Origin of the sequence: Curtobacterium sp. MCLR17_036 (assembly GCF_003234445.2) — a bacterium.
Lineage (GTDB): Bacteria > Actinomycetota > Actinomycetes > Actinomycetales > Microbacteriaceae > Curtobacterium.
Map to the genome: position 1 here is coordinate 2,605,255 of NZ_CP126269.1, position 14,745 is coordinate 2,619,999.

The following is a 14,745-nucleotide window of genomic DNA, read 5'->3' on the forward strand; positions in this document are numbered from 1 at the left end:
TCGACACCGGCCGCCGCGCCACCCGCGAACCGGCCACACCGCACGGAAGATCCCCATGTCGCTCACCATCGCCCAGCCCCGCCCCTCGCTCCGCTCCGCGGCGCCCGCCTCGACCGACCTCGGCACCGTCACGCCGATCCGCCCGCGCCCGGCGTCACCGGCAGCGGTCGCGGCCGCCGTCCCGACCAGTCCCGTCGTCGCCCCGCAGCGGAACCGGTCGCTGCCGGAGGGCACCGAGGCCCGCGGCTTCGCGCTGTACGTCGGCCTCGACGAAGCGAAGGCCGCCGCGGCCGGAACCACGCTCGCCGCGGTGGTCGAACAGCTCAAGGCGCTCACCGCGCAGCTCGTGCCCGGCGCCGAGACGTACGCCGCGGTGGCGGTCGCGGCCGAGCACTCCGGTGGCCGGGACGTCGACGTCGTCCGGCTCGCGCTGCAGGACCGCTCCGCCGTCGCCGCACGCAAGCAGGCCGACAAGCCCGAGCCCGAGGAGACCGGGGTCGTCATCGACATCTCGCGCAAGCGGGTCGCGCTCGACGGCGAGGTCGCTCCCCTGACCTACAAGGAGTTCGAGCTCCTGCAGTTCCTCGTCCTGCGCGAGGGCCAGACGGTCGAGCGTGCAGCCATCATCGAGGGCCTGTGGTCCGACGGCGAGGACGAGACCCCGAACGAGCGCACGATCGACGTGCACGTCCGGCGACTCCGCTCGAAGCTCGGTGCGTTCGAGGAGATCGTGCGGACGGTCCGTGGTGTCGGCTACCGGTTCGACCGGCACGCCGACGTCGCCGTGCGCTACGCGTCGACGCCGTCGCCCGACCTCTTCTGAGGCGCATCGGGAGCTCTTGGTGAACTCCCAGGGGACGACCGCTCGTCGGGCTGGCGCGCCGTTACCGCTTCGTTATACAGTCGGTCGTGCAGTCGGTGTTTGCTGTGGCACCGGCTGTGGAATGTGATTGCAGGAAACTCTTGGTGCAAGGGAGAGGGCCGGTCGTCCGCGAGGACGGCCGGCCCTCGCGCACGTCCGGGTCCGGACGCTGACGGACGCGAGGTCGCACGTCCTGCCGGGTCGCCGGCTGACGCGAGGTCGCACGTCCTGTCGTCCGGCCGGCGCTCGGCCGACACGTCGTGCGACCCCGGCGGGCGCGAGCGGCACGTCGGGCGACCGGGTCACTCCGGACCCGCGGCACAGGACGGACGACACCACGGCCGTGGCGGCCTCCCGCCCGGCCACGTGCGGCGCGCCCGCCACCGGACCCGTGTCAGCGCCCGTCGGTACTGTGGACGGACCGTACGACCGGAAGGAGCGCGACCGTGAGCGAATCACGCCGCACGGAGAAGGCGACCGCCGTCGCCGCCTGGGAAGCACTGTTCCGGGCGCAGGTGACCGTGATGCGGAGCCTCAACGCGGACTTCCCCGGCGGTGAGATCTCCTTCAACGAGTACGACGTCTGCTTCAACCTGTCGACGCAGCCGGGTCGCCGCTGCCGCATGCGCGACCTCACCGGCCACCTGCTGCTCACGCAGCCGAGCGTCAGCCGCCTGGTCGACCGCCTGCTCGCCCGCGGCATCGTCGAGAAGCAGCCGGACCCGACGGACGCCCGCGGCGTCATCGTCGCCCTGACGCCGCACGGCTTCGACGTCTACCGGCAGGTGGCCGTGCAGCACGCCGCGAGCATCGCCCAGCAGGTCGGCGCCGGGCTCTCGGACACCGAGCTGCGCACCCTCACCGAGCTCTGCACGAAGCTCCGCGTCGCGGTCGGCTCGACCCCGGCCCGGCGACCAGCACGGGCACTGGCCGACGCCGACACGGTGACGGCGTGACCGGCGCCGTCGTCTGGCTGCGGGACGACCTGCGCCTGGCCGACAACCCGGCCCTGCGCGCCGGCATCGACCACGGCGGACCCCTCACGGTGGTCTACGTCCTCGACGACGAGTCGGACGGCATCCGTCCCCTCGGCGCCGCGAGCCGCTGGTGGCTCCACCACTCGCTGACCGCCCTCGACGCCGAGCTGCAGGAACGTGGCTCGCGACTCGTCCTGCGCCGTGGACCCGCGGCCGAGGTCGTCGACCAGCTCGTCACCGACGCCGACGCCGACGCCGTGTACTGGAACCGACGGTACGGCTCCGCCGAGCGCGACCTCGACGCGGGCATCAAGAGCGCCCTGCACGACCGCGGGGTCGAGGCCCACAGCTTCGCCGCGAACCTGCTCTGGGAACCGTGGACCGTGCTCACCGGGCAGGGCGAGCCGTACAAGGTGTTCACGCCGTTCTGGCGCGCGGCACAGGCGATGCCCGAGCCGCGGCACCCGCTGCCGGAGCCCCGCGACCTGCCCGACCCGACCGGGGTCGCGAGCGACACCCTCGCCGACTGGGACCTGCTCCCGACGACGCCCGACTGGGCGGGAGGGCTGCGCGACGCGTGGGAGCCGGGCGAGCTCGGCGCCCACCGTCGACTCGAGCACTTCGTCGAGAACGCGCTCGAGGACTACGACCAGCGCGACGAACCCGCCATGGCCGCCACGAGCGACCTGTCCCCGCACCTGCGTTGGGGCGAGGTCAGCCCGTACCAGGTGTGGCACCGCCTGCACGGTCGGCTCGAGCCGGAACAGCGCCAGAACGCCTCGGCGTTCCTGCGCCAGCTCGCGTGGCGCGAGTTCAACTGGAACGAGTACTTCCACTGCGAGGACATCACGACCGTCAACGTGCGTCGTGAGTTCGACGCGTTCCCGTGGCGCGACCCGTCCGAGGCCGAGGTCGACCGCTGGCGGCAGGGGACGACCGGGATCGACCTCGTCGACGCCGGCATGCGCGAGCTCTGGCACTCCGGCGCGATGCACAACCGCGTCCGGCTGGCGACCGCGAGCTTCCTGGTGAAGAACATGCTCGTCGACTGGCGGGTGGGCGAGCAGTGGTTCTGGGACACGCTGGTCGACGCCGACTCTGCCAACAACGCCGCGAACTGGCAGTGGGTCGCCGGATCCGGGTTCGACGCCGCGCCCTACTTCCGCGTGTTCAACCCCGATCGGCAGCTCGAGCGGTTCGACCCGCACCGCGAGTACGTCCGCCGGTGGGTGCCCGCCGACGAGGACCGCCCCGAGCCGATGGTCGACCTGAAGGCCACCCGGCAGCGAGCGCTCGACGCCTACGACCAGATGCGCCGCTCGTGACCGTGCAGCGCTCCGTCGAACCCGCCGTCCTCGACCAGGTCGACGCGGTCTTCCGCGACCGTGTCGAGCGCGGCACGGCGCCGAGCAGCGTCTGGGGCGTGTTCGACCGCACGGGCCTCGTGGCGTCGGGCGGGCACGGCGACCGGGGCGACGGACAGCAGCCGGACGCCGACACCGTCTACCGCATCGCGTCCTGCACGAAGAGCGTCACCGCCGCCACGCTCCTGACCCTCGTCGCCGACGGGCGGCTCGACCTCGACGCCCCGGTCACGGCGTTCGTGCCGGCCTTCGCCGCGGTCGCCCTGCCCGGTCCGGACGCCCCGGTGCCCACCGTGCGGATGCTCCTGACGATGTCCGGCGGGTTCCCCACGGACGACCCGTGGGCCGACCGGCAGGAATCGATGCGCGACGGCGAGCTGGACGACGTCCTGCGCGACGGACTGCTGTTCGACTCGGTGCCCGGCACCCGCTTCGCCTACTCGAACACCGGCTACGCCCTGCTCGGCCGGGTCGTGTCCGCCGTCACCGGCCGCCCGTTCCCCGAGGTCGCGGCCGACACGGTGCTCCGGCCGCTCGGACTCGACCGGACGGTGTTCGCGGTCGAGCAGGCCACCGGGCACGTCGTCACCGGCTTCCGTCCGCACGAGGGGTCGTGGGAGCCCCTGCCGTTCACGGGACCCGGCGCGTTCTCGTCGATCGGCGGGCTCTTCTCCACCGTCGCCGACCTCGCCCGGTGGGGTACGCACCTGGCCTCCGCGTTCTCGGACGCCCCGGAACCCGGACCGGTGTCGCCGGCCGACCGTCGCCTCATGCAGCAGGCGATGCGGGTGGTCCCCCCGTCGGTCGTACCGACCTCGACCCGTTCGACCGCGTACGGCTTCGGGCTGTTCGTCGAACAGGACGACCGCTTCGGTGAACTCGTGTCGCACTCCGGCGGCTACCCCGGGTTCTCGGCACACATGCGGTGGTCCGTGCGCGACGGCCTCGGCGTCGTCGCGTTCGAGAACGCCACGCAGGCCAAGGTGTCCGTCGCCGCACAGCAGGCGCACGACCTCGTCCTGGCGGCGGCTGCGACCGGCGACGAGGTGCACGCTGGCGGCGGTGCGACCACCGCAGCCGCCGGGGTGCAGGCGACCGCCCGTGCGACGCGGGCGGCGCAGGTCGCCGTGACGGGCCTCCTGGCCGACTGGCGCGACGACGTGGCGGACGCGATCTGCACGCCCAACGTGGCGATGGACGTGCCGTACGACCGACGACGGCGTGCCGTCGCGGCCGCGATCGCCGAGGTCGGGGCGGACCTGACCGCCGCGCCGGTGCAGGAGCAGTCATACGCGCCGTCGCACCTGCGCTGGTGGCTGCCGGGCAGCTGCGGCCGACTGCGGATCGAGATCCGCCTCGCGCCCCTCGCCGCCGGGCGGGTCCAGACCCTGACCGTCGTCGCCGAGTCCGCCGAGCGCTGACCGCCGTCGTCGCCCGGAGGTGGGTCCGCAGCCCTAGCGCGCCTTCCGGCCCACTGATATACTTGCCGTCAACATGTGACCGGTCGAGCGACCGCCGCCCACCGACGGAGAAGCGATGCCCCGGAAGCCCGACCCCACGCTCAAGCCGGCGATCCTCGAGAAGGTCACCGAGCACCTGCTCGACACCAAGCTCGAGGACGTCTCCGTCCGGAGCCTCGGCCGGGTCCTCGGTACGAGCGCCTACCCGATCGTGTACCACTTCGGCACACGAGAGGCCCTGATCCAGGCGGTCGTCGACCACCTCGCCGAGACCGTCACCGCCGCCGACCTCGACCCGGCGTCGGACCACGCAGCACTGGCCGACTGGCTCGTCACGACGTTCGGCGGTCTCGACCACCCGGAGCGCGCACTCGCCGCCCGGCTCACCTTCGAGCTCGGCTCGGTCGAGGCGCTCGACGGCCACCGCCACCAGCACGCGGCACACCGGGGCCGGGTCGAGACGATCACCGCGTGGGTCGTCGCCCACGGCACTCCACCGGACGACGCCGAGCTCCTCGCGCAGGACGCCGTCCTCGCCGCACGCGGCGCACAGTGGGGGTTCCTCGTCGATCCCGAGCACACCGACGTCGACGCGGCCCTGCGGGCGGTCGCGGACGACCTGGCCGCGAGCACCGGAGCCGTCCGGGCCTGACGACGACCGCCGCGATGCCGGGACGACGACGGAGCGGTCCGACCACGACCACCCGCCGCCGGGACGACGACGGGGCACGGTGCCGTCGGCACCGTGCCCCGTCGTCAGGGTCGGGTCAGCGTGTGACCCGTCGCACGTGTCTCAGACCGTGACGAAGGACTGCGACTTCGCGTTGGCGAAGCGCGCCGCGACGTTCTCCCAGTCGACGATGTTCCAGACGGCCTTCACGTAGTCGGCCTTGACGTTGAGGTAGTCGAGGTAGAAGGCGTGCTCCCACATGTCGAGCAGGAAGATCGGCACCAGACCGAACGGCACGTTGGCCTGCTGGTCGAACAGCTGGAAGGTGGTCAGCTTCTGGCCGACGGTGTCCCAGGCCAGGACGGCCCAACCGGAGCCCTGGATGCCGTTCGCGACGGCGGCGAACTGCGCCTGGAACTTCTCGAACGAACCGAAGAACTCGTCGATCGCCGCGGCGAGCTCGCCCTCCGGGACCTTGGTGTCCGGGCCGAGGTTGGTCCAGAAGATCGAGTGGTTGACGTGGCCACCGAGGTGGAACGCCAGGTCCTTCTCGAGCTTGTTGATCGCCCCGAAGTTGCCCGACTCGCGAGCTTCGCCGAGCTGCTGCAGGGCGGTGTTCGCGCCGGTGACGTAGGCCTGGTGGTGCTTGTCGTGGTGCAGCTGCATGATCTTGCCGCTGATGTGCGGCTCGAGTGCGGCGTAGTCGTACGGCAGCTCCGGCAGGGTGTACTCAGCCATGTGAGTTCCTTTCGATCAGTGGGTTGCGGATGGGATCCCGCGGCTCACGAGAGCCGGGAACGATCGGTGAGGGAGTGGAATTCCCGGTTGTGGTAGACCAGCGGCTCGCCGCGGTCGAGCCCGACGATGATGTCCAGGACCTCGGCGACGACGACGGTCGAGCTGCCGATGGGGGTCGTGGACAGCGGACGGCAGCGCAGTGCACTCGCCGTGTCCGGCAGGTAGCGGTCGCCGGAGGGCAGCGTCCCCCAGATCGGGTCGTCGGCGGCCGGGCTGCCGGTCGAGGCGAAGCGACGGGCGAGGTCGACGCCGCGGGAGTCGACGAGGTGCACGACGAACACGGGGGCTCCGAGCACGACGCCGGCGGAGCCGGAGTTCGTCGAGAGCGAGAACACCAGGACCGGCGGGTCGACGGCGACGCTCGCGACGCTCGAGGCGGTCAGTCCGGTGGGGCCGTCGGGGCCCTCTGCCGTGATGACGGCGACTCCGGCCGGGTGGCCGCGGAAGGCGGACTTGTACGCGTCGGCGATCGTCGCGGGGGCTTCGTCGGGCATGGTGTTCGTGGTCGTTCCTCCGGTGGGGGTGGTCACCACGCGGTGGCCAGGTCCCAACGTATGACCTGAACCATGGTTGAGGTCAACGATTCACAGGTTCGGCCGCTCCCGGGCGTGCCGCCCCGCCCTCGCAGCGCCCCCGCAGCGCGTCGCCGGACTCCGCGGAGGGACTTCGTGAGCAGGAACGGTCGGGTCGCTCGCGGCGACCCGACCTCTTCTGCTCACCGAGCGCGCACGGCCCGGCAACGCCCGAGCGCGCACGGCCCGGCCCCCGCCCGAGCGCGCACGGCCCCAGCGCGAGCGCGCACGGTCCGGCCTCAGCGGCGCTTGAGCATGACGACCGCGCCGGCGGCGGCGACCACCATGAGCACGGCGGCGACGCCGGCGGTGATCGTCACGCCGGAGTCGAAGGCCGCACGTGCCGACTCCAGGAGCGCCTGCCCCGCGGAGCCGCCGAGCGTCGAGGCCGCCGACACCGCGCCGCCGAGGGTCTCCTGCGCGGCGACGTGCGCCCCGGCGGACAGCCCGTCGGGCACCAGGACGTTGGCGCGGTAGGTCGTCGCCAGGATCGTGCCGAGCACCGCCGTGCCGAGGACCGCGCCGATCTCGTACGCCGTCTCGGACATCGCCGAGGCGGCCCCGGCCTTGTCCGCCGGCGCGGTCGAGATGATGAGGTCGTTCGTCACCGTCTCCGACGCCCCGATGCCGATGCCGAGCAGGACGAACGCGAACGCCAGCGCGGCGATCGACGCGTGGTGCCCGAGCACGGCGACGAGCGCGTAGGCCGCCGCCGAGAACAGCAGCGAGACCGACACGACCCAGCGCGGCGCGACCCGGGCGACGACCGGCACCACCGCGAGCCCGGCGATGATCGTGAGCACGGACCCCGGGATGAGCACGAGTCCGGAGGCAAACGGGTCGAGGCCGGCGACGAGCTGCAGGTGCTGCGCGATGAAGAACAGGAACCCGGTCAGCGAGAACATCGCCGCGAGGTTCATGAGGACGCTGCCGGTGAAGGCGGTGCTGCGGAAGAGCCGGAGGTCGAGCATGGGCGTCCGGGAGCGCAGCTGCCGCCGGACGAACGCGATGCCGCAGACCACGCCGACGGCGAGCAGGGCGACGGCGAGCCCGCGCTCCTCCGGGTGCACGACGGACTTGATCGCCCACACGGTCGGCGCGAGGGCACCGAGCGACAGCACCATGCTCGGCACGTCGACGGGGCCGGGCAGCGGGTCCCGCGACTCCGGCACGCAGAACGGCACGCCGACGAGCATGAGCACGAGGATCGGCACCGCGACCATGAAGACGCTGCCCCAGTGGAAGTGTGCGAGCAGGGTCCCGCCGACGAGCGGACCGAGCGCGTTGCCGGCGGCGAACATCGTCGACCACACGGCGAGCGCCATCCGCCGCTCCCCCGCGTCGACGAAGACGTTCCGGATGATGGAGAGCGTCGCCGGCATGAGCATCGCGCCGAAGACCCCCATCGCGACCCGGGCGGCGACGAGCATCCAGGCGTCGGTGGCGAACGCCGCGGCGACCGAGAACAGGGCGAAGCCGGTGGCCCCGATCACCAGGATGCGGCGCCGGCCGATGCGGTCGCCGATGCTGCCCATCACCACGAGCAGGCCCGCGAGCACGAGCGGGTAGGAGTCGACGATCCAGAGCTGGGTGGCGGCGTCGGGCTCGACCGCCCGGCTGATGGACGGCAGCGCGAAGCTCAGCACGGTGTTGTCCACCGAGATGAGCAGCACCGGCAGCATGAGGACGGCGAGCGCGAGGAAGCGTCGGGCGCGGCTCCCCCGGACACGGGTGGCGACGGGGCTGGTGAGCAGTGCGGACACGGCGGACTCCTGGGACTTCGAGCCGGACCAGGTCGACGGCGGGTGGTACGTGGGGCAGACGAGACGGGACGCGGGATGGACACGCGCCCCGTCAGGACTCCGATAGTGTACCGTCTGGACGGTTTTGGTTGCAACCGCAACAAAGCGCCGGTCGGGAGGCCCGTCACCAGGCCGCCCCGCGCCTCCAGTCCGTCAGGTGCCCGGTACCAGTGCGCCGCCGTCCGCAGCGCGCGCTGCGGCGGGCGTCGCGCTAGGCCGACTCCCGCAGGAGCAGCCGGTGCCGGACCGTCCGCTGGACCTCCGGACCGGAACGCGGCAGCTCCCCCGCGAGCATGCCGAGCGCGAGGTCGACGGCTACGCGCGCGACCTCGTCGAGGTCGACCGCGAGCGTCGTGAGCGTCGGCGCCACGAGCTCCCCGAGCGACAGGCCGTCCACACCGACCACCCGCACCGCACCCGGCACGTCCACCCCCGCACGTCGGCAGGCCTGCAGGACGCCGAGCGCCGTGACGTCGTTGAACGCCACGAACGCGTCGAGCCGACGGAACCGCGCGAGTGCCCGTGTCGCCTCGGCCGCACCGCACTCCGCCGTCGCCTGGGCGGCGTGCACGAGCTCCGGCAGGTACCCGCGGCGGCGCAGGGCGTCGGTCACGAGCGCACCGCGGACGCTCGGCCGGCCGGCCTCGGAGTGGTCGAGCACCACCGGGTGCCGCACGCCGGCGGCGACCAGGTGGTCGGCGAGGGCCTCGACGGCATCGGCGGGGTCGAGCCGCACCGCTGCCGTCGACGGTTCGGTGTGCGGGTCGAGCTCCACCATCGGGACGGTGCCGAGCAACGCGTTCCAGCGCTCCCGGCGGGTGCCGAGGTACCCGATGACGACGTCGGTCTGGGCACCGAGCGCCTGCACCATCCGGTCGGCGTCGCTCGCCAGGTCGACGTCGGCGAGCATGACGTTCCAGCCCTGCTCGGCGGCGAGGCGGAAGACCGCCGACGCGAGCTGCGGCGTGTAGGGGTTCCGCAGGTCGTTGACGACGAGACCGAGCTGGTGGTCGCCGCCGGTGACGAGGCCCCGGCCGAACCGCGACGGGCGGTAGTCGAGCCGCTCGGCCGCCGCGAGCACGCGCTCCTTCGTCGCGGCACTGATGCCGCTCAGGCCGTTCACCGCGCGCGTGACCGTCTGCCGCGACACCCCTGCGGCCGCGGCGACGTCGAGGATCGTCGCGCGGCCGCCGGGTGCGGCGCCTTCGGTCAGTCGCGGAGGTCCAGCCATGCCACCTGTTCCGGGGTGAGGTCGACGGAGAGGCCGGTCATCGAGGACCGGGCCTCCGCGATCGTACGCGGACCGAAGAGCGGGAACGTCGGGAACGGCTGGTGGAGCACGTACGCCAGGGCGATCGCGGTGGCCGGCACGCTGAACCGCTCGCCGAGCTCGGTCGCGCGGCGGAGCCGCTCGAAGTTCGCGTCGCTGTAGTAGCAGCGCACGAGCTCGGCGTCGCTGGTGTCCTCCGGCGTCGCCCGCCCGGTGAAGAACCCGCGCGCCTGCGACGACCAGGGCAGCAGTGGGACCTGGCGCTCCTCGAGCCAGGCCTTCGACGCGGCGTCGGTCGCGTGCACGCAGCCGTCCCACGGCACGTCGTACGCCTCGGCCAGCCCGAAGTGGTTGCTGAGCACCTCGAACCCGTGCTTGCCGTTCGCGCGCGCCCACGCGTTCGCCTCGTCGAAGCGCGCGGTCGTCCAGTTCGAGCCGCCGTAGACCCGGATGCGGCCGGCGCGGCGGTGCTCGTCGAGGACGTCGACGAACTCCCCGACCGGGATGTCGGGGTTGTCCCGGTGCATCATGTAGACGTCCGCGTAGTCGGTGCCCTGGCGGTCCAGGCTCTCGAGCAGCTGCCTCGTCAGCGACTCCGGGTCGCAGAAGGGCGTGTGCGCGCCCTTCGTGATGACGACGACGTCCTCGCGGACCCCGCGGTTCTGGATCCACCGGCCGAGCCGTCCCTCGAGCACGCCGCCGCCGTAGACGTAGCCGGTGTCGAAGACGTTGCCGCCCTGCTCGACGAACAGGTCGAAGATCGCGCTGGCGTGCGCCAGGTCGGGCTGGTTGTCGACGCCCATCACCAGGCGGGACATCTGCTTGCCGACGCCCGGGACCTCGCCGTAGCGCATCGGGTTGCCGGCGCGGTCCGGCTCGTGCGCGGCGACCGTGAGCGGTCGGCCGGACACGGTCGGGATGTCCGCGGTCTCGGCCTCGAACGGGTAGCGGAGACCGATCGCGGCACGCCACCGGTCGAGCGTGCGGGCCGTCGCCAGGGACTCGTCGAGCGTCATCTGCGCCGCGTCGACCGACCCCGTGCGCAGGGCGTCGGTGGTGGCGTCGGCCTCGAGCGCGTAGGGGTGCGCCCCGGGGAAGGTCAGGGTGCGGGGGTCCTCGTCGACGGTGTGGACCTGGATCGTGGGGGCGTCGCCGAGGGTCCACGGGTCGGTGAGCACGATGCGCCCCCGGCTGCCGTGCACGGTGACGGCGTTGTCGTCCTGCACGCGGACACCGGTGCGGACGGACGCGGTGATGCCGCCCCGGTAGGTCAGCTGCGCGACGGTCCACTCGTCGACCCCGGTCGGGCCGAGGGTGCCGTGCGCGCTGAGCTCGGTGGGCTCGGCGACGGCGACGCCGGTGGCGGCCTGCACGACCGCCGCCGCCATCGTCACCGGGTACCCGCCGACGTCGAGGATGCCGCCGCCGGCGGTGTCGACGTCGAACAGCCGACCGGTGCGCTCGCCCGCCCGGAAGGCGAACGCCGCGTCGACGTGCGTGACCTCGCCGACCGCGCCCTCGCGCACGAGGTCGAGCAGCGCGGCGGTCTGCGGGTGGAACCGGTACATGTAGGCCTCGACGAGGGGCAGTCCGGCCTGCCGTGCGGCGTCCGCCAGCGCCATCGCGGTGCCGTGGTTCGGCGCGAGCGGCTTCTCGCAGAGCACGGCCTTGCCCGCCTCGAGCGCGGCGAGCACGAGTGCGGCGTGGCCCGTGTGCACGGTCGAGACGTAGACGGCGTCGACGCGGGGATCGGCGAGGGCGTCGGTGTGGGTCCCGGCCGCGACGTCGGCGAAGCCGTGCCCGACGGCCTCGTCGGCGAAGGCCCGTGCCCGCTCGGCCGACGTGCTGCCGGCGGCTGCGAGCACGGCACCGGAGTCGCTGGCCGGCAGCTGGGACAGGAAGCGGCGTGCGATCTGGCCGGGGCCGAGGACGGCCCACCCGGGGGCCTGCTCGCCGGTCGGGCTGGTGCTGGAGGTGGTCGCGGTCTGCGCTGACATGCGGATCCTTGTCGTGTCGTGAACCTTCACGGTCGCGTCGACCGTAGCGCCCGGAGCGCGTCGGATCAACGGTGCACGACCACCGACGGCGTGTCACCAGCTGGTGTGCGGTCACGGTTTCGTGAACGTTCACGAGAACCGGTACCCGAAGCCGTGGACGGACGCGCGCTGGGGGCCGCTCCCGCATGGCAGACTCTCGGCATGGCCAGTGCCCGTGACCGCGTCCTCGACAGCTTCGTCGCCATCGTGTGCGAGGAAGGCGAGCGTCCCGCGACCCTCGACGCAGTCGCCGCGCGCGCCGGGGTGTCGAAGGGCGGACTGCTCTACCACTTCGGGTCCAAGGCGGCGCTGGTCGAGGGGCTCTGCGAACGGCTCTCCGACCTGTCCGCGATCGACGTCGACCGGATGCGCGAGGCCGAGGACGGGCCCGCCCGCTACTTCGTCCGCAACTGCCTGTTCGTCGGCAGCGAGCTCGACCTCGCGCTCCTCGCCGCGAGCCGCCTGCAGCAGGCCGGGTACGAGGAAGCCGGACGGACCCTCGACGACACCGAGAACGCGTGGCTCGAGACCCTGGTCGAGGCACTCGGCGACGAGCCGACGGCCCAGGCGGTGAAGCTCCTCGGCGACGGTCTGTACCACCAGGCGTCGCTCGGGGCCGCGAGCGACGTCCGGCCGCACCGCGGCAGCGTCGACATGGAGCCGCTGCTCACCGTCGTCGACCGGCTCATCGCGACCCGACCCGGAGCGTGAACCGGCGTCCCCGCTCCTGGGGATAGACTGGGCGATGTTCCACTCGTCGACACCCGGAGGTATCCCGTGGGCCGCGTCATCGCCGCTGTTTTCTCGATCCTGCTGCTGCTGGTGTCGATGTACCTGTTCGGGTTCGCCTTCCAGGTCGAGTCCGGCCAGGCCTTCGTCTTCATGGCCGGCGTGCTCCTGATGAGCCTGTCGTTCTTCCTGCCGATCCACGTGTTCGGCAAGCGGTAGCCAGACCGCACGCCCGAACGGCCCCGCACCTCGTCGAGAGGTGCGGGGCCGTTCTGCGTGGTCGCGCGGTCGGTGCGCGGCGTCGCGCCGGACTACGCCAGGACGCGCAGGGTCCGGAGGGTGACGGCCGTGCTGATCGCGGCGTGCGCGGCCTCGGCACCCTTGTCCTCCTTCGAGTCGGGCAGCCCGGCCCGGTCGAGGCCCTGCTGCTCGTCGTCGAGCGTCAGCACGCCGAAGCCGACCGGCTTGCCGGTGTCGATCGCGACCCGGGTGAGCCCGCTCGTCGCCGCGTCGGAGACGTACTCGAAGTGCGGGGTGCCGCCGCGGATGATCACCCCGAGGGCGACCGCGGCGTCGAACCCGGCCTCGAGCGCGGTCTTCGCGACCACGGGCAGCTCGAAGCTCCCCGGGACCGGGATGACGTCGGCCGTGGCGCCGAGGCGCTCGACCTCGCGCTGGGCCCCGGCGAGGAGCCCCGCCGCGATCTCGTCGTGCCACTGCCCGGCGATGATCGCCACCCGGATGCCGCTGCCGTCGACCTGGTCGCGGTCTGCCGCGCCTGCTCCGCTCATCGTGTCGTTCCTTCCGTGGGCGCGGCACCGGATGCCGCCGCCCGGTCTGCCGCGTCCAGCCACTCGGCGAGCGCGGCGATGGTGATGACGGGCACGCCCTCGCGTGCCCCGAGTGCGACGAGCGCCGGCAGGCGCATCATGCCGCCGTCCTCGTCGACGATCTCGCAGATCGCCGCGGCGGGCCGGAGCCCGGCCGCGGTGACGAGCTCGATCGCTGCTTCGGTGTGGCCCGCGCGTTCACGGACCCCGCCCGGGCGCGCGCGCAGGGGCACCACGTGTCCGGGGCGGTGCAGGTCGTCGCGCACCGACGCCGGGTCGGCGAGGACCCGCAGCGTGCGCGCCCGGTCGTGGGCGCTGATGCCCGTCGTCACACCGACGGCGGCGTCGACCGTCACCGTGTAGGCGGTGCCGCGGACGTCCTCGTTGTGCTGCACCATCGGCGGCAGGTCGAGGGCGTCGGCGATCTCGGTGCTCACCGGCGCGCAGATGAAGCCCGACGAGTGTGCGACGGTCCAGGCGATCCACTCGGGGGTCGCGAGCTCGGCCGACAGGATGACGTCGCCCTCGTTCTCGCGGTCCTCGTCGTCGACGACGATCACCGGGCGCCCGGCGGCGACGGCGGCGACCGCCTCGGGGACGCTCGCCAGCCCTGCGGCAGCGGCCGCGGCTGTGGAGTCGGGCGCCCCGGGGCGCTGGCCGGTCTCCGTGGCCATCACCGGGCCTCCTGTGCGGACACCGTGGCGGCGTCGAGCCGCAGCATCCGCCGGACGTGACGGGCCAGGACGTCCGTCTCCACGTTGACCCGGTCGCCGGGGACGCGGAGGCCGAGGGTCGTCGCCTCGAGCGTCTCGGGGATCAGGCTGACCTCGAACCAGGCGGCGTCGGGGGCGGTGTCCTCCGGCGAGACCGCGCTGACCGTGAGCGAGACGCCGTCGAGGGCGACCGACCCCTTGTCGACGATCAGCGGGCTGAGCGCCGGGCTGAGCGAGAAGCGCACGCGGCGCCAGCCGTCGCCGTCGGCCGTCTCGAGCACGGTCGCCGTGCCGTCGATGTGGCCCTGCACGATGTGGCCGCCGAGCCGGTCGCCGACCGACGCGGCACGCTCGAGGTTCAGGCGGTCCCCCACGCGGAGCGCACCGTGGGCGCTCATGTCGAGGGTCTGCTTCATGACGAAGGCGGTGAAGGTCTCGGGGGTCTGCTCGACGACGGTCAGGCAGACGCCACTGGTCGCGATCGAGTCGCCGTGGCGGGCGTCCTGCACGACGACGGGGCCGTGCACGGTGAGCGCGACGGAGTCGCCCTGCTGCTCGACGGCGGTGACGGTGCCGAGTTCCTCGATGATGCCGGTGAACACTGGTGTCCTCTCAACGGGACTCCGGGGGCGTTCGACGATCGTCGGCATCGACGGACCACA

Annotated in this window: 15 protein-coding genes; 7 read left to right on the forward strand and 8 right to left on the reverse strand. The window is 73.0% G+C overall.

Annotated features, from left to right (window positions below):
- The first annotated feature begins 55 nt into the window (after positions 1-55).
- From DEI99_RS12155 to DEI99_RS12175, 5 genes are all read left to right on the forward strand, one after another.
- Positions 56-823 (forward strand): winged helix-turn-helix domain-containing protein, encoded by a 768-nt coding sequence (locus tag DEI99_RS12155; protein WP_111041055.1) that lies wholly within the window; start codon positions 56-58, stop codon positions 821-823.
- A gap of 485 nt (positions 824-1,308) precedes the next feature.
- Positions 1,309-1,818: a MarR family winged helix-turn-helix transcriptional regulator gene (locus DEI99_RS12160; RefSeq protein WP_181434370.1), complete on the forward strand. Its 510-nt coding sequence runs from the start codon at positions 1,309-1,311 to the stop codon at positions 1,816-1,818.
- The gene (locus DEI99_RS12165) at positions 1,815-3,164 is read left to right on the forward strand and encodes a cryptochrome/photolyase family protein (protein ID WP_111041056.1); all 1,350 of its coding nucleotides are present in this window, start codon (positions 1,815-1,817) and stop codon (positions 3,162-3,164) included. The genes DEI99_RS12160 and DEI99_RS12165 overlap by 4 nt, the downstream gene beginning before the upstream one ends.
- A complete protein-coding gene (locus DEI99_RS12170) occupies positions 3,161-4,624 on the forward strand; it encodes a serine hydrolase domain-containing protein (protein WP_181434371.1) in 1,464 nt (487 codons plus the stop codon). The genes DEI99_RS12165 and DEI99_RS12170 overlap by 4 nt, the downstream gene beginning before the upstream one ends.
- A 115-nt stretch (positions 4,625-4,739) precedes the next feature.
- A complete protein-coding gene (locus DEI99_RS12175; protein ID WP_111041058.1) occupies positions 4,740-5,315 on the forward strand; it encodes a TetR/AcrR family transcriptional regulator in 576 nt (191 codons plus the stop codon).
- 141 nt (positions 5,316-5,456) lie between these two features.
- Here the strand turns inward: DEI99_RS12175 and DEI99_RS12180 are convergent, their stop codons facing one another.
- The 5 genes from DEI99_RS12180 to DEI99_RS12200 all read right to left on the reverse strand — a co-directional run bounded on the left by DEI99_RS12180 (position 5,457) and on the right by DEI99_RS12200 (position 11,772).
- Entirely contained in the window at positions 5,457-6,071 is a 615-nt protein-coding gene (locus DEI99_RS12180; RefSeq protein WP_071261102.1) for a superoxide dismutase, read from the reverse strand.
- A 44-nt stretch (positions 6,072-6,115) separates the two neighbouring features.
- The gene (locus DEI99_RS12185; RefSeq protein WP_111041059.1) at positions 6,116-6,625 is read right to left on the reverse strand and encodes a flavin reductase family protein; all 510 of its coding nucleotides are present in this window, start codon (positions 6,623-6,625) and stop codon (positions 6,116-6,118) included.
- Between the two features lie 317 nt (positions 6,626-6,942).
- Positions 6,943-8,466 carry an MFS transporter gene (locus DEI99_RS12190; RefSeq protein ID WP_284180804.1) on the reverse strand — a complete coding sequence of 508 codons (1,524 nt, stop codon included), beginning with the start codon at positions 8,464-8,466 and terminating at the stop codon, positions 6,943-6,945.
- A gap of 250 nt (positions 8,467-8,716) precedes the next feature.
- Positions 8,717-9,736, reverse strand: coding sequence for a LacI family DNA-binding transcriptional regulator (locus DEI99_RS12195; RefSeq protein WP_111041061.1), 1,020 nt, complete (start codon positions 9,734-9,736; stop codon positions 8,717-8,719).
- Positions 9,715-11,772 (reverse strand): aldo/keto reductase, encoded by a 2,058-nt coding sequence (locus tag DEI99_RS12200; RefSeq protein WP_111041062.1) that lies wholly within the window; start codon positions 11,770-11,772, stop codon positions 9,715-9,717. The genes DEI99_RS12195 and DEI99_RS12200 overlap by 22 nt, the downstream gene beginning before the upstream one ends.
- 201 nt (positions 11,773-11,973) lie before the next feature.
- Between DEI99_RS12200 and DEI99_RS12205 the strand changes: the two genes are divergently transcribed.
- Both DEI99_RS12205 and DEI99_RS12210 read left to right on the forward strand, forming a co-directional pair.
- Positions 11,974-12,522, forward strand: a complete 549-nt coding sequence (locus DEI99_RS12205) for a TetR/AcrR family transcriptional regulator (RefSeq protein WP_111041077.1) — start codon at positions 11,974-11,976, stop codon at positions 12,520-12,522.
- 66 nt (positions 12,523-12,588) lie between these two features.
- Positions 12,589-12,759 (forward strand): hypothetical protein, encoded by a 171-nt coding sequence (locus DEI99_RS12210; protein ID WP_017888559.1) that lies wholly within the window; start codon positions 12,589-12,591, stop codon positions 12,757-12,759.
- Between the two features lie 92 nt (positions 12,760-12,851).
- On the opposite strand, the gene ribH is transcribed toward DEI99_RS12210, so the two are convergent.
- The 3 genes from ribH to DEI99_RS12225 are packed head-to-tail and all read right to left on the reverse strand — an operon-like array spanning position 12,852 to position 14,685.
- Entirely contained in the window at positions 12,852-13,331 is a 480-nt protein-coding gene (gene ribH / locus DEI99_RS12215; RefSeq protein ID WP_111041063.1) for a 6,7-dimethyl-8-ribityllumazine synthase, read from the reverse strand.
- Positions 13,328-14,044, reverse strand: coding sequence for a 3,4-dihydroxy-2-butanone-4-phosphate synthase (gene ribB / locus DEI99_RS12220; protein WP_502867004.1), 717 nt, complete (start codon positions 14,042-14,044; stop codon positions 13,328-13,330). Before ribB ends, ribH begins: the two co-directional genes overlap by 4 nt.
- Complete coding sequence (locus DEI99_RS12225; protein ID WP_111041064.1) at positions 14,044-14,685, reverse strand: riboflavin synthase; 642 nt, start codon at positions 14,683-14,685, stop codon at positions 14,044-14,046. The genes ribB and DEI99_RS12225 overlap by 1 nt, the downstream gene beginning before the upstream one ends.
- Between the last annotated feature and the right edge of the window lie 60 nt (positions 14,686-14,745).

What these genes read in the sequence shown, in the direction of transcription:
- DEI99_RS12155 (WP_111041055.1), top strand. Translation starts at nt 56, where the DNA reads ATGTCGCTCACCATCGCCCAGCCCCGCCCCTCGCTCCGCTCCGCGGCG.
- DEI99_RS12175 (WP_111041058.1), top strand. Translation starts at nt 4,740, where the DNA reads ATGCCCCGGAAGCCCGACCCCACGCTCAAGCCGGCGATCCTCGAGAAG.
- DEI99_RS12180 (WP_071261102.1), bottom strand. Translation starts at nt 6,071, where the DNA reads ATGGCTGAGTACACCCTGCCGGAGCTGCCGTACGACTACGCCGCACTC.
- DEI99_RS12185 (WP_111041059.1), bottom strand. Translation starts at nt 6,625, where the DNA reads ATGCCCGACGAAGCCCCCGCGACGATCGCCGACGCGTACAAGTCCGCC.
- DEI99_RS12195 (WP_111041061.1), bottom strand. Translation starts at nt 9,736, where the DNA reads ATGGCTGGACCTCCGCGACTGACCGAAGGCGCCGCACCCGGCGGCCGC.
- DEI99_RS12200 (WP_111041062.1), bottom strand. Translation starts at nt 11,772, where the DNA reads ATGTCAGCGCAGACCGCGACCACCTCCAGCACCAGCCCGACCGGCGAG.
- DEI99_RS12205 (WP_111041077.1), top strand. Translation starts at nt 11,974, where the DNA reads ATGGCCAGTGCCCGTGACCGCGTCCTCGACAGCTTCGTCGCCATCGTG.
- ribH (WP_111041063.1), bottom strand. Translation starts at nt 13,331, where the DNA reads ATGAGCGGAGCAGGCGCGGCAGACCGCGACCAGGTCGACGGCAGCGGC.
- ribB (WP_502867004.1), bottom strand. Translation starts at nt 14,044, where the DNA reads ATGGCCACGGAGACCGGCCAGCGCCCCGGGGCGCCCGACTCCACAGCC.